Here is a 13,170-nt window from a genome sequence, read left to right on the forward strand (position 1 = left end):
GGCTGCCATGGCGGTGCCGGCGTGCTGGCCGCGCGCCGCGGACTTTTTCACCGCACCGTCCATATCCGTGGCTATGTCACTGACTGCCGGCGTCGTCGCGGTGCAGGGCGACGTCGAGGAACACGCGGCCGCCATCGACCGCGCCGCCGCGGCCCGCGACCACGAGGTCACAGTTCGCGAGATCCGGGACTCGGGGATCGTCCCCGACTGTGACCTGCTCGCGATGCCCGGCGGCGAATCGACGACCATCTCCCGACTGGTCCACAGCGAGGGAATCGCCCCCGAGATTCAGGACCACGTCGCCGCAGGCAAACCCCTGCTCGCGACCTGTGCTGGCCTGATCGTCGCCTCGAGCGACGCCGGCGACGACCGGGTCGACGAACTCGGACTGCTCGACGTGGGCGTCGAGCGCAACGCCTTCGGCCGGCAGAAAGACAGCTTCGAAGCGCCGCTCGAGGTCGCAGGCCTCGACGACCCGTATCCGGCGGTGTTCATTCGGGCACCCGCAATTGATTCGGTCGGCGAGGCCGACATCCTCGCGTCGTGGGACGACCGCCCCGTCGCGGTCCGCGACGGCCCCGTCGTCGGGACTTCGTTCCATCCCGAACTGACCGCCGACAGTCGAATCCACGGTCTGGCCTTTTTGAAAACGAGGCCGCAGCAGTGCCGGCGCTCGAGGACGCACAGTAACAAAATCATCTCGAAAACGGGGCCGCCGAAGCTCCGAAACCCCGGACCTCACCGGATTGCGTCGACCCCGCACCGATTACTCAGAGTCCGTCGACTCGAGCGCGCCGGGTGCGATCAGGCAGCCACAGGGCGAGGCCACCGCCTCCATCGGCCCCCTGACCGCCGTCACTAGCACTGACTCCCCACAGCGGGGACAGTCGGGAAACGACACCGAAGCGTTCGACTCCGCGTCGTCATCGGGCATTCGTCCTCCGGCGACCCAGGCTCGAGGGTGCGCTCGAGACAGTTGATTTCGGCGTTGTCGCTGGTCGTAACGGGTGATTCAGCTGTCGTGCGGGACGTTTATATCCCGGTAGAATGTACGCAATCATGGCTTCAAATCCCTCCTAGGGGATTTGGAAGTCACGTCTCGGGTGTTGGTCCACCCGGGGCATTTCAGCGCATGCCCCCTGCGGCGGATCGGAGCGCGGCTTCCGTTCTGATTGTTGTATTGATGTCCCTTATAACTACTGTTGGAGTGGTGGAACTATCGCTGTTATCCAGCGCGGGAGAATCCGCATCGCCCTCGAAGCGCCCGAGGAACTGCTCGAGGACCGGCGGCTCGAGATACACGTCTTTCTGATAGACAATGGCATCGTCGGGGTCGGCATCTGGGAACGGCAGGTCGACAGGTGAGCCGTTGTAGTGACGATGGATCATCACACACGAGCACCCCCGAAACGAACTCGAGCGACATAATCCAGCAACGGAAACGGAACAATACGGGAGAGAACGAAGTGACGGGACGGTTTCGGGAGTGTGACCACCATCCCGGAAGCGTACGTTTACGGTGCCGAAGCGGGTACGATCCGTATATGATCGCAGACACCGACGAGACGGGGGAGACACGATGACGGGGACCGATTCGAACGAGTCTCCGGCCGACCTCCGCGAGGACGCCGCTAGACACGACGAGATAGCCGACGGCCTTGAGGACCTCCTCGCGGAACTGCGCGACGAGGAGATCAAAGACTCGCGACTCGAGGGTCTGTTCGACGAGGTTAGCTCCAGCGATCCGAACATCTGGAACATCGTGAGTGCGTTCATCGACGTCAAGGACGGCGAGGCGGTGGTCACCGACGAGTCGAAGCTGGCACAGGGGAGCTGGGCACCGGAAATCGTCGAGGGCTGTGACACGATGATCACCCTCGACATCGAGTATGGGATGATGCCCGACGAGTTCACATACACCGCCGGAAAGAAACTGAACCAACGAATCGAGGAGTTCCGGGAGCGGGCGGTCGAGGCGAGACGGAAAGCTGATGCACTCGAGGACGACGCGGACGACTGAGAGGAATCAGCGGAGATACTCGTGAACGACCTCGGACTCACGGGACGGGGTTCTCGCCTCCATCGTCGATAAATTCGAGAATCTAATCGATCGTGACCGTCACTCAGATCACGCGAAAGAATAACATTCAACTAGTACCAACCCTCGGGTGACGGTCGCCGGCGACCGTCGACGCTCCGGACGGTCGGGGGCCCGTCTGGTTGGCGTCGCTTTTCGTGCGGAATCTGGTTGTGTACTATTACAGAAGGACTCCCATGGCTGTTGGTCAGCTCTATAATTGAGGGTGTATCGCAGTCGGATACGTTGGGAGTTATGAGGACGCTCAGACGACCATCCGTTCTCGTTCGAATTTCTCGTCAGTCGTCCCGTTCTGATCGGTATTATCCTCGTCCTCATCTGTCCGCCACCGCCACGAGCCTACCTCAAGCGGCTCGAGCGAGACGATCACATAAGAGCGATCGGGCCAGGTCGCTTGGGCAGCGTCAGTCGCGCTCGGCCGCGGCGGCCCGCGGGGATGGGAGTGATAGAAGCCGACGATCTCCTCGCCCCGATCCTCAAGGCGCTCGAAGATCGCCAACTGCTCTTCGGGATCGATCTCGTATCGCGTTCGCGGCGTTTCGGCGACGTTCGTGGCCGGATACTGCGAGTGCACGCGGCTCTGCCCGTCGGGCTCGTACTCGCCACCGAGGACCCCACAGATTTCGTCGGGGTTGCCGTCGCGGGCGCGCTCGAGAATCGCCTCCCGGATTGCAGTCGGCAGGATGATCACGGGCTCGAGTCGATTTCGGCTCGAGACTCGGAGTCGGCGGGGTCGGTCTCCGATTCGAGGCCCTCGAGTTCGTCGAACGGAACCGCGATATCCGCAGCCGGCCCGTCGAACAGGTCCGGCTGGATGATCGGTGCCAGTGCCTCGAGCGTGTCCACCAGCCGCGGACCGGGCCGGTTGAGGTAGTGGTCGCCGTCCATTGCCCAGACGCGGCCCTCTTGTACTGCAGTGAGGTCGTTCCATCCCTCACGCTCGGTGAGGTCCGTTCTGTTCTGTGCGGTCTGCTCGAGGTCGAAGCCACAGGGCGCGACGACCACGATTTCGGGATCGTACGCGCGGATGTCGGTCCACTCACGCGGGCTCGAGCGCTCGCCGACATCGGCCAGCCCGTACTCGCCGCCGGCCCAGTCGACGAGTTCGGCGGTCCAGTGGCCCGCAACCATCACGGGGTCGGTCCAGTCGAAGATCGCCACGCGCGGCCGGTCCTCAGCTGGTATCTCGGCGGTTCGATTTCGGATCGCTTCGAGTCGTGACTCGAGGTCCTGTCGGACCTTGCGAGCCCGCTCTTCGCGATCGACCGCGCGGCCGATCCGATCGAGGTCATCCAGCACGTCGCCGACGCTGTGGGGGTCGGTCGGAACGATTTCGGGATCTGCATCTATCCGATCGACGGCGTTCTCGATCACCGCCACGTCGACCGCACAGACGTCGCACATTCCCTGTGTGACGATCACGTCCGGCTCGAGGTCGTCGAGCGTCTCGATATTCACGTCGTAGACGCCGTCCGCGGAGTCGGCGGTCTCGAGTACCTGCTGATCGATCTCGCTGCTCGAGCCCGAGGCATCGATTCGCGATCGGGTGACGGCGGGCGCTGACGCGGCCGTCGGCGGGTGGTCGCATTCGTGGGAGACGCCGACCGGCTCGCAACCGAGCGCGGCGACGGTCTCGGTCGCCGAGGGAGCGTCGTGACGATTCGCATAGTCGCTCGTACGGATCGGGTAACCAAAAGCGGCGGCCTCGATGATGGAAGCCGTCGAACTACTCGCCGAGAGGAGGGGTGTCGTCGTAGACGTCGGGAATCGGCGTCGTTCGCGGAAAGCGTCGGATACGATGCGTGTACTCGGGGGCGTTCCGTCGCTCGATCAAATCGGCTCCCCGATCCGGTATCGCGGTTCGATCGAAGGCGTCGTTCGGCTATCGCGCGGCGGTCGGACCGGGCCGAAACGATACAGTGTCCTAATAACACGGATCGCGGTAGGGACGAACGAGCGATCCGGCGTGAAGTTGGGCTCCATTTCCGTCGGACGTGCGACCGACTCGAGCGTTGAGCCGCGGCTCCGTGACGTTGCACTTCGGTAGATAATCTACCGGATACGCTTCGAACGGCTGGTTCGTATTCCGAGCAGGGGTTACCGATCCCCCGACGCCACAACGTCTCCGGATCCCTCCGGAGTCCGTCTACCGCCACATCGTCGCCGTCCGCTCACGAGCCCTAGATTCATCTCACTCCGTCGCATAGCTCTCGTTGGATCGGTCCCTGCTCCGTCTGATCGACTCGACGTTGCGACAGGCCCGTTCCTCGAACCGGCCTCCCCTGCCAGTACCCGTATGAACCAGCGAACCCGCGTCGCCGTCGTCACCGTCCTCATCGGCCTTTTGATCGCGTCACTCGGCGTCCAAGCAGTCATTATTGATCGCGAGCCGAGAGTCGTCACCGACGACGGTAGGTATCCCGGGAACACGCTCGTCGGCGTCCATTCGTACAACGACGACGGGCGGGTCGTCGAACTGACGCCCGACGGTGAGGTCGTCTGGGAGTGGTCGGTGCCGGACTCGCGCGTGTTCGGCGTCGAACAACTCGACGAGGGGACGGTGCTGGCAGCCGTCGCCGTCAGGACGCCCGCCGAAGACTGTCCCGAGGAGTACCTCGAGTACGAGGAGACAGACCATCAGTGCGTCCACAATCGTGTCGTCGAACTCGATAAGGACTCGAAAGAGGTCGTCTGGGAGTACGACTGGTACGACGAGTTCATCGCCGACCACGAAGTCCACGACTTTGAGCGCCTCGAGAACGGCGAGACGGCGATCGCCGACATGGGGAACGATCGCGCGTTCACCGTCGACCGCGACGGCGAGATCACCTGGGAGTGGCACGCCGAGGATCACCTGACGCCCGGCACGCCGTTTTACGAGGAGTACGGCGGTCCCGAAAAGGAGGGGAACACGACGACTGGACGCACATGAACGACATCGACCAGCTGGAGAACGGCAACTTCCAGATGAGCATCCGCAACTTCGACGTGATCATCGAGGTCGATCCGGGGACCGACGAGATCGTCGACGTCGTCGGCGAGCCCGGGAACCACGACGTGCTGGATAAACAGCACAATCCGCACCGCATCGAAGACCAGGGGACGATGGTCGTCGCCGACAGCGAAAACGGGCGCATCGTCGAACTCGATATCGAGTCCGAAGAGCGCGTCTGGCGCTACACCGGCCCCGCGAGCGATCCCCTCCAGTGGCCCCGGGATGCCGATCGGCTGCCTAACGGCAACACGCTCATCACCGACTCCCGGAACAACCGCGTGCTCGAGGTCGATCCCGACGGCGAGATCGTCTGGCAGTTCGACGATCTCGATGGCGAGGTGATACCGCTACCGTACGAGGCCGACCGGATCGGCATCGACGAGCGGTCCGATGTCCCACCGGGGACCGAACTGACCGCGGTCGACGACGAGCCCGGCCCTGTCGAGTCGGCGATTCGGAAGGGGGCGGCCATGGCCCAATACGTCTTCCCAACGTGGATGCACCTTCCACAGGTGCTGCACATCGCCGGCATCGCCCTCGGGGCGCTCTGGCTCTGTGCGGAGGGGGTCATCCTCGGCTGGCGGCGGATCAGGGCCCGTCGGTGATTGGGTCCGGCCGCGAGGCCATTGCGGCCGCGTTGGTCCTGGTTAACGTTCCTCGAGTGTCTCGGGTCGCCGGTCGCTGGATGCGGACCGCTCAGCGAGTCGCCTTGTACGTAAGAAACACCGCCGTCCCGAGCGCCGCGGCGTACCACAGCGTTCCCACGCGGATCACAATCGTGGCGGCAGCCGCGACGGCTTCGGGGTAGCCGAACGTGAGCAGCACGCCGACCATCGACGCCTCCGCCGCAGCGATCCCCCCGGGGAGCATCGATACCGCGCCGACGACCGAGCCGAGGCCGAAGACGAACAGGCCGATCACGACGCTGGTCTCGAGGCCGAACCCCTCGAGGACCAGCCAGAGGGCGACGCCCTCCAGGCCCCACGCCACGAGGCTGAACAGGGTTGAAACGACCAGTGGGCGCACCCGGAACAGCCGGTAGGCGCTCTCGTAGAACCGCTCCAGTTCGGTCGCGTAATCGCCGACGACCGGGAGCGACTCGAGTCGTCCGATGACGGCTAGACTGGCCTGTCGCCACTGGAGCAGGCCGATACCGGCCGCGATAGCGCCGAAGACGACGACGATAGGGAGCGACGAGCGGCTGTAGACCAGCAACCCGAGCGCGGCCATCGCGCTGAGCGCGATGAGGTCGGTGATGCGCTCGGCGCCGACGACGGAGGTGATCTTGCTCGCGGGGATGTCGCGCTCCTTTCGGAGGAACCACGCCTTCCAGACCTCGCCGGCTTTCCCCGGCGTGACGACCATCATCAGGCCGCTGAAGAAGGTGATTGCGCTCGCCTCGAGCGGGATGTCCACCTCGAGTCGCCGGAGGTAGTAGTGCCACTTGGCGAACCGAAAGCCGTACCCGACGGTCGTCAGGCCAATGACGGCCGCGAACGTCTCCCAGTTCAGGGTGGCGAGGGCGCTCGTCACGTCGCCGACGTTCGCGTAGGCAGCGAGGCCGAGGAAGACGACGACCGAGAGGAGCGCCGTCAGCCAGACGCCGTGGTCGCGGACGACCGCCCGACCGTAGTCGACGACGGTCCCATCGTAGTCGCTCATCGCCGCGGGAACCCTCCCGACGTGAGCGTCCCGACGACGCGACCGGAAGCGGTGCGGAACTGGTGGAGTTTCGTCGCGACGTGCCCTGAGAGGTACCGTCCGCGACCACCCGCTCGAACGCGTCCGTCGCGGACGGCGTCCGCGAGCGAGCCGCCGCCCTCGATGCTGGTGTACGCACGGCCGATCTCCATCGGGAAGTGAGCGTCGCTCCCGCCAGTCGCTGGCAGGTCGTGGGCGGCCGCGAACGCCGCTGCGCGCTCGTTGAACCGGCGGCGGACGCAGCGGGAATTCACCGTTTCGACCCCGTCGACGGCATCCGCGAGTGTGTCGAGATCTGTCTCGTAGTACTGTCGCAGTGCGTCGAACGGATGCGAGAGGACGGTGACGCCGCCCTGCTCGTGGACGTGGTCGACCACCGTCAGCGGATCAGTTTGAGGCGGTGCCTCCGTTACGTCGAGCGCCAGGAGGTGACCCTCGGTCGTCGTCACTTCGACCGCGGGGACCACATCGAGGTCGTCCGGCGCGGCGTCCCGAACGGCGTCGACGTTTGCGAGCGTGTCGTGGTCGGTGACAGCGATACCGTCGAGTCCAGCGGCGGCCGCTGCCGCGGCCACGCGCTCGGGAGGTGTGCTCGAGCAGGGCGAGGCGTCCGTGTGTACTTGGAGATCGTATCGCCGCGTCATGGTCGTCATAGTGGTCTCGATGTGGAGTGGGGTGAGCGGGTCACGCGATCATTTTGAGGAGACGGGCCGGAACCCCGTAAAGGACCGCGATGACGAGGAGTCCCCAGACGACGAGGTTGATGAAAAACGGCCGGTCGCCGAAGAGGAACTTCGGGTCACCGCCCAGCGTCTGCGTGTGGGCGAGGAAGTGGTAGCGGAAGACCGCGAAGAAGGCGAACGGGAGCGTGGACATCATCCACAGTCCGCCGCGAAAGAACGTGTAGAGCGAATAAGAGACAACCAGCGCCGCCAGAACGACGACGAGTAACTGGTCGAGCGTCTCCTCGGTGTACTCGGCGAGGGTAGCGCGTGATGCGGCCGGATCGTCACTGACGATCATCTCGTGGCGGCGCTTGCCGAGCGCGAGCATGAGCGCCCCGAGGAACGTACAGACGACGAGCCAGGGGCTCAGGTAGACGTCGATGGCGACGACGCCTGCGATGGCTCGCAGGACGAACCCGACGGCGATGACCATCACGTCGACAATCACGATGTCCTTCAGAAACGAGGAGTAGAGCGCATTCTGGGCGAGATACGCGCAGACGACGAGGAGGAACAGCGGACCGATGTACCAGGAGAGGGTCAGTCCGCCGACGAAGAGCAGGAACGCGAACGACACTGCCACAGGAATCGGCACCTGTCCGCTGGCGATGGGGCGGTGTTTCTTCCGCGGATGGTTACGGTCCTCCTCGATATCGAGGATGTCGTTGCCGATGTACGTCGTGCCCGCGATGGCACAGAAGGCGACGATCCCGAGGGCGACGTTCGTTGCGGCGACCGGATCGAACAGACTCCTGGAGAAGACGAATCCCAGAAGCAGAACGCTCTGCTTGTACCACTGCCAGGGACGTATCTCCTTTACTAGACCCGAGACGGCGCCGACGAACCGGCTCTGGTCAGTGTACGCACGAGCCATCAGTCTTTCCACTCCCACAGTCGACGACAAAAAGTTCCGGCTTGCCTTTAGCGGCTGGCCGACGCTATGCTGCCGCTAACCGCCGATCTGCCGTCGGGAACGCAGCATCTAAACCGTGATCGGGAACTGATTGCCCCAATGAACTGTTTCGGGAAGAGAAACCGAGTGTTAGAGTAGATTACCGTCACTTCGAACACTCTCCGTGTGCTCCTCGCAGGAGCCGCGTGCTCGAGCGACAGCGGATCGTCGGGAATACGAGCCCCATAACGTACTATTGCAGTGCAAACCACTGGTTCGCTAGCGTCTGCATGCCCGGTATCACGAGAGCAAGCGATCGCTCGTCTCGAACGTCTCTCTCGCTCTCTCGCAGTGTCGCCCCTCGGTTTCGCCTTCCACAAAGATAATCGGCTGTATAAGGCTGTGAAACGCCGATACACTATTGAGGCGCCGTAATGACATCCAGTTTGATACCACGATGAGCGACAGTGAGCACGCCAGCGGCGACTCGAGTGGTTCGGTTCTCGTCACGGGGGGGACCGGGTTCCTCGGCCTCCACACGTGCCAGCACTTCCGCGACCAGGGGTGGGACGTCACCGCGTTTGATCTCAAGCCGTTCGAGGCGGAAGACGACACGGACGGCATTGACTTCATCGAGGGGACGTCCGAAGCGAGGAGTCGGTAGCCGACGCGCTCGAGGAGAGTGGTGCCACCGCGGTGGTGCACGCGGCGGCCGCGCTCCCGCTGTGGGACGACGACCGCATCCGCGAGACGACCATCGACGGGACGCGAAACGTGCTCTGGGCGGCGAACGAACACGATGTCGAGCGGGTCTGTTACATCTCCTCGACCGCGGTTTACGGAACCCACGACGCACATCCGATCACCGAGGAATCGTCTCTGGATGGCGTCGGCCCCTACGGCGAGGCCAAGATCGAGGCCGAGAAGGTTTGTCAGGACTTCCGTCGCATGGGAATGTGCGTCCCTATTCTCCGCCCAAAGACGTTCATCGGTCCGCAGCGACTCGGCGTGTTCCAGGTGCTGTTCGACTGGATCGAGGACGGCGCGAACGTCCCGCTCGTCGGCTGGGGAACAACCGCTACCAGCTGTTGCACGTCCACGACCTCGTCACTGCCATCGAACTGCTGCTCACCGGAGACGAAGAGGCGGTGAACGACACGTTCAACGTCGGTACCGACGAGTTCGCCACGATGAAAGCGGACTTCCAGGCCCCTATCGACTACGCGGGGACGGGCAAGCGAACCATCGGGACGCCCGCCTTCCTCACGGTCGCGGTCCTCCGTGTACTGGATACGCTAAACCTCTCTCCGCTGTATCCGTGGGTCTACGAGACGGCCCACGAGGATTCCTACGTCTCCGTCGAGAAACTGAAAGACCTCGGCTGGGAGCCCGAGTACTCCAACCAGGAGGCGCTCGTGGAGACGTACGAGTGGTACCTCGAGAACTACGAGGCCGACGAGACGGCTGACGGGACCGGCCTCGACCACCGCGTCGCGTGGGATCAGGGTGCCCTCGCCGTCGCGAAGAAGATCTCACAGCGGATCTGAAATGGCCGTCCGTTCACGCGTCGTGAGTCGTTCCAGATGGGTCGCCGTCCTCGGTCCGGTCGTCGCCGTCCTGTTCGTCGCCGGCTTCGTCAGATACATGCTCGTCGACTGGCCGACGATCGCGACCGATCCCGCGTTCTTCCAGCATACGGGCTGGTACGTCCTCAACGGCGGCGTTCCGTATCTCGATGTCTGGGACGTGAACCCGCCCGTTCCGTTCGGGATCGCAGCCGTTCTCTCCCTCCTCTCCGGCGGGGACATGCTCGTCCTGCACGGCCTCAGCTCGGCGTTCACGACGTTCGTCGCTGCTATGAGCGTCCTGCTCGTCGGGTGGGTGGCATACCTCGTGACCGGAGAGGACGCGGCGGCGGTCGCCGCCGGCCTGACGATGCTGGTCGTCCCGGAACTCTTCCTCCTCTCTCCGGAAGGGGTGCGAGCCCAGTTCTATGCACTGTTTTTCGGTGTCCTCGCGCTCGCACTCGCCCTTCGCGACCGCCCCTTCCTCGCCGGGGCCATCGCGGCACTGAGCGCCGGTTCGTGGCAATCGGGAGGCGTCTTCGCGCTACTGGTCGTCGGAATGGCCTACCAGCGAAACAGGCGGACGGGCGCGCTCTGGACCATCGCGGGCGGCGGCGTCGTGACCGGCGTCGTCGTCCTCGTGTTCGCGGCCGTAGGTGCGCTCGTCCCCATGTTCGTCGAAACGGTGGTCGCGACGCTGTCCGCCGGATCGTCGTACACCCTGGCCGAGCGCGTCTACTCGATACTGCTCGTGTTCGGCTACGGGTCGCTACTCCTCCCGGTGGCGCTCTACGGCTGGGCGCACGCCGCCGTCCGCGACCGTTGGGAACGGTGGTGGATAACGGCGGGCGGCGTGTTACTCGCCCTTCAGGTGCTGTTCGTCGACCTGGACGGCTCGACGGACGCGCTCCTGTGGCTTGCCTTCGTCGCGCTTGGCGTCGCCGTCACCGTCGAGCACGTAACGACGTGGTGGTCGGCGACGCTGGAGCGCCGCGGTGATAACGCGACCCGGGCCACCCGACGTCGATGGACGGCCGTCGCCGTCGTCGCCGTCGTTGCGGCGCTCGTTCTCTCGGGACTAGTCTGGCACTTCGGCTCGCCAGCCCCGCAGTCGACGCTCTACGCGATGCAACAGGATGCCGAGCCGGAGGCAGACCCACTGCCAATAACGCCGGATGATGCGGACGTCCCGTCGATGCAGACCATCTATTGGGACCAGATGAAACCGGAGACCTGTCACTATCGGTTGAGTTGGAACGAGGTGCGGTGGATCTCGATGACTGACGATCGACTGGACAGACGGGCGTGCGACGGGTGGCCGAGTCGAACCGATCACGGCTAGCGGTTTGGCAAGGTCGTACTCGAGCGAGTGTGACCGACGACGCAGACGCTGGCAGCGATTCTATCCGCCGTCCGACGTCCGCTCGAACTGGACTACTGTAATTCCGTTGTACCGTTTCACCGCTACCGGGCCGCGATACTCAGCGCGGCCCTCCACCGCCTCGAGAATCCGTTGGTTGGTCGATGAACCGGTGTACGAGAGGACGATCCAGACGTCGTCGTGCCCGTCGACGGATGCCCGTATTTCGTCGGCCGACGCGTCGGGGCTAATCCGAACCGTAGGCACGTCCGACTGATCGAAGTAGTAGCTGAACGTCCGCTCCGTGAACGGTCTGCTCACGAGGACGACATCGTTGTCGTCGACGTTCGACTCGACGTCGGCGGCGGCCCCCCGCCACTGTTCTTTCTGGTCGTTCTGATAGTACGCCGGGAGCGGCAACGCGAGACCGACGAGGAGCACTCCGACGACGGCGTACCGAAGCGACGGGCGAGAGAACGTCCGCACGCCTATCGCGATCAAGAGGAAAAACGCCAGCGACGCGCCGATCGAGTACCGATCCACGAAGATCGGCGCGACGACGTGCGAGAGGGCGATCGGGACGAGTATCGGGACGACGAACCAGAGGACGACCACGTACATGGCATTTACTGGCGCGTCCTGGCGATCGGACCCTGAGGCCGTCGCTCGCTCGCTCGAGAGCGCGAGTACCAGACAGCCCACGACCACGAGCGAGACGAACAGCGGGAACGACTCACCGAACAGGTAGCCGCCGAGATACGCGGCGAACATCTCCCTGACGGTCTCGGCCGTCGGTAGCGGAATCCACGAGACGTTGCTCGTTTCATCGCCGTGGGCCGCTACCGTACGGCGGCCCAACCGCACCAACCACGGGGCGAGCAGGAGGGCTGTGATCCCCTCAAGGGTGATCCAGCGGCGGACGGTCAGTCGCGACCGGGGGACGATCCGGACGAGGTATCGAGCGAAGACGTACGCGTTCTGGGCGAGTATCACGAACAGCCCGAAGACGTGTGTATAGCCGAGGAGCACCGTGGAAACGACGTACCAGATATCGTCCCGAACGCCCTCCTCGTCGGCCGGTCTCTCCGTCTGCATGCGTACGAACCAGTAGAATGAGAGCGCTGTCAGCAGTGCGAGCAGATTGTACATCCGTACCTCCTGTGAGTACCAGATGTGAAACGGTGAGACAGCGACGAACACCGCTGCGATCGCTCCGACCTCTCGGTCGAAGAGTCGCCGACCGACCCCGTAGAGGACGACTACCGTGGCGATTCCGACGAGGGCCGATAACAGTCGAGTGGCCAGTTCGGTCGTTCCGAAGACCGCCGTCCAGCCGGAGAGGAGAAGATAGTACAACGGCGGGTGGGGATCGTTCCCCGGCACGCTGATCAGGAGTTCGAACGGCGTGTTCGACGTAGCAGTGGTCACCGAGACGACTTCGTCGACCCAGTAACTCTCGGAGTCCAGCCGGAAGAGCCGAAGCGCGGCCGCGAGGAGAGCGATCGGATACAGTTCAATCGGGATACTGGCCAGGGACCGATCCCAGTTTCTCCCCTCATCTTTCTCGGTCGTCGGGGACGGCGACATACTACCGATTGCAACGATTCAGCGTATGAATGTTGGTCAGCTAACTGCGCTCACCGGCCGGATTACCGTCCCCTTCACAGCCCGAAGACAGCGGAATTCCGAGTCGAGCGAATCGGAGCGTCGTGTCTCTCGCAATTCTTTGCTTCGCACGACAAATGGGGCAGTTCGCAGGCCACCCCCGTTCTGCCGTAAGCGCTGGCGAGAGGCTGCGAATGTGGATCCCTGACTGTGCTGATCGAGAGGGGCG

The 13,170-nt window shown here is 64.0% G+C and carries 10 protein-coding genes and 3 pseudogenes; 6 read left to right on the forward strand and 7 right to left on the reverse strand.

What is annotated here, in order from left to right; all coding sequences use genetic code 11:
• The first annotated feature begins 73 nt into the window (after positions 1–73).
• Positions 74–690: pseudogene (gene pdxT / locus K6I40_RS22065) on the forward strand (pyridoxal 5'-phosphate synthase glutaminase subunit PdxT).
• 435 nt (positions 691–1,125) lie between these two features.
• On the opposite strand, the gene K6I40_RS22075 reads toward pdxT, so the two are convergent.
• On the reverse strand, positions 1,126–1,389 hold the full coding sequence (locus K6I40_RS22075) for a hypothetical protein (protein WP_222920475.1): 264 nt from the start codon (positions 1,387–1,389) through the stop codon (positions 1,126–1,128).
• 190 nt (positions 1,390–1,579) lie between these two features.
• Here K6I40_RS22075 and K6I40_RS22080 point away from each other — a divergent pair, with 190 nt between their 5' ends.
• A complete protein-coding gene (locus tag K6I40_RS22080; RefSeq protein WP_222916646.1) occupies positions 1,580–2,020 on the forward strand; it encodes a hypothetical protein in 441 nt (146 codons plus the stop codon).
• A 322-nt stretch (positions 2,021–2,342) separates the two neighbouring features.
• Here K6I40_RS22080 and K6I40_RS22085 read toward each other — a convergent pair whose 3' ends face one another.
• Both K6I40_RS22085 and K6I40_RS22090 read right to left on the reverse strand, forming a co-directional pair.
• Positions 2,343–2,789: a desampylase gene (locus K6I40_RS22085; protein ID WP_222916648.1), complete on the reverse strand. Its 447-nt coding sequence runs from the start codon at positions 2,787–2,789 to the stop codon at positions 2,343–2,345.
• Positions 2,786–3,765 (reverse strand): annotated as a pseudogene (locus tag K6I40_RS22090) (ABC transporter substrate-binding protein). Before K6I40_RS22090 ends, K6I40_RS22085 begins: the two are co-directional and overlap by 4 nt.
• A gap of 629 nt (positions 3,766–4,394) precedes the next feature.
• On the opposite strand from K6I40_RS22090, the gene K6I40_RS28680 reads away from it, so the two are divergent.
• Positions 4,395–5,030, forward strand: a complete 636-nt coding sequence (locus tag K6I40_RS28680; RefSeq protein WP_255681830.1) for a hypothetical protein — start codon at positions 4,395–4,397, stop codon at positions 5,028–5,030.
• The gene (locus K6I40_RS28685; RefSeq protein WP_255681831.1) at positions 5,027–5,698 is read left to right on the forward strand and encodes a hypothetical protein; all 672 of its coding nucleotides are present in this window, start codon (positions 5,027–5,029) and stop codon (positions 5,696–5,698) included. Before K6I40_RS28680 ends, K6I40_RS28685 begins: the two co-directional genes overlap by 4 nt.
• A gap of 91 nt (positions 5,699–5,789) precedes the next feature.
• On the opposite strand, the gene K6I40_RS22100 is transcribed toward K6I40_RS28685, so the two are convergent.
• The 3 genes from K6I40_RS22100 to K6I40_RS22110 are packed head-to-tail and all read right to left on the reverse strand — an operon-like array spanning position 5,790 to position 8,393.
• On the reverse strand, positions 5,790–6,755 hold the full coding sequence (locus K6I40_RS22100; RefSeq protein WP_222916650.1) for a lysylphosphatidylglycerol synthase transmembrane domain-containing protein: 966 nt from the start codon (positions 6,753–6,755) through the stop codon (positions 5,790–5,792).
• Positions 6,752–7,438, reverse strand: a complete 687-nt coding sequence (locus K6I40_RS22105) for a PHP domain-containing protein (protein WP_222920431.1) — start codon at positions 7,436–7,438, stop codon at positions 6,752–6,754. Before K6I40_RS22105 ends, K6I40_RS22100 begins: the two co-directional genes overlap by 4 nt.
• 40 nt (positions 7,439–7,478) lie before the next feature.
• Positions 7,479–8,393 (reverse strand): decaprenyl-phosphate phosphoribosyltransferase, encoded by a 915-nt coding sequence (locus tag K6I40_RS22110; protein WP_222916652.1) that lies wholly within the window; start codon positions 8,391–8,393, stop codon positions 7,479–7,481.
• 475 nt (positions 8,394–8,868) lie between these two features.
• Between K6I40_RS22110 and K6I40_RS29055 the strand changes: the two are divergent.
• A pseudogene (locus K6I40_RS29055) lies at positions 8,869–9,958 on the forward strand (NAD(P)-dependent oxidoreductase).
• 1 nt (position 9,959) lies between these two features.
• Entirely contained in the window at positions 9,960–11,318 is a 1,359-nt protein-coding gene (locus tag K6I40_RS22120) for a DolP-mannose mannosyltransferase (RefSeq protein ID WP_222916661.1), read from the forward strand.
• Positions 11,319–11,378: 60 nt separating this feature from the next.
• Here the strand turns inward: K6I40_RS22120 and K6I40_RS22125 are convergent, their stop codons facing one another.
• The gene (locus K6I40_RS22125) at positions 11,379–12,923 is read right to left on the reverse strand and encodes a glycosyltransferase family 39 protein (RefSeq protein ID WP_222916663.1); all 1,545 of its coding nucleotides are present in this window, start codon (positions 12,921–12,923) and stop codon (positions 11,379–11,381) included.
• Positions 12,924–13,170: the final 247 nt, after the last annotated feature.

The organism is Natrinema sp. SYSU A 869 (assembly GCF_019879105.1).
Taxonomy (GTDB): Archaea; Halobacteriota; Halobacteria; order Halobacteriales; family Natrialbaceae; genus Natrinema.

Coding starts and splice junctions, on each gene's coding strand:
- K6I40_RS22075 (WP_222920475.1), bottom strand. CDS start 1,389: ATGATCCATCGTCACTACAACGGCTCACCTGTCGACCTGCCGTTCCCA.
- K6I40_RS22080 (WP_222916646.1), top strand. CDS start 1,580: ATGACGGGGACCGATTCGAACGAGTCTCCGGCCGACCTCCGCGAGGAC.
- K6I40_RS28680 (WP_255681830.1), top strand. CDS start 4,395: ATGAACCAGCGAACCCGCGTCGCCGTCGTCACCGTCCTCATCGGCCTT.
- K6I40_RS28685 (WP_255681831.1), top strand. CDS start 5,027: ATGAACGACATCGACCAGCTGGAGAACGGCAACTTCCAGATGAGCATC.
- K6I40_RS22100 (WP_222916650.1), bottom strand. CDS start 6,755: ATGAGCGACTACGATGGGACCGTCGTCGACTACGGTCGGGCGGTCGTC.
- K6I40_RS22105 (WP_222920431.1), bottom strand. CDS start 7,438: ATGACGCGGCGATACGATCTCCAAGTACACACGGACGCCTCGCCCTGC.
- K6I40_RS22110 (WP_222916652.1), bottom strand. CDS start 8,393: ATGGCTCGTGCGTACACTGACCAGAGCCGGTTCGTCGGCGCCGTCTCG.
- K6I40_RS22120 (WP_222916661.1), top strand. CDS start 9,960: ATGGCCGTCCGTTCACGCGTCGTGAGTCGTTCCAGATGGGTCGCCGTC.
- K6I40_RS22125 (WP_222916663.1), bottom strand. CDS start 12,923: ATGTCGCCGTCCCCGACGACCGAGAAAGATGAGGGGAGAAACTGGGAT.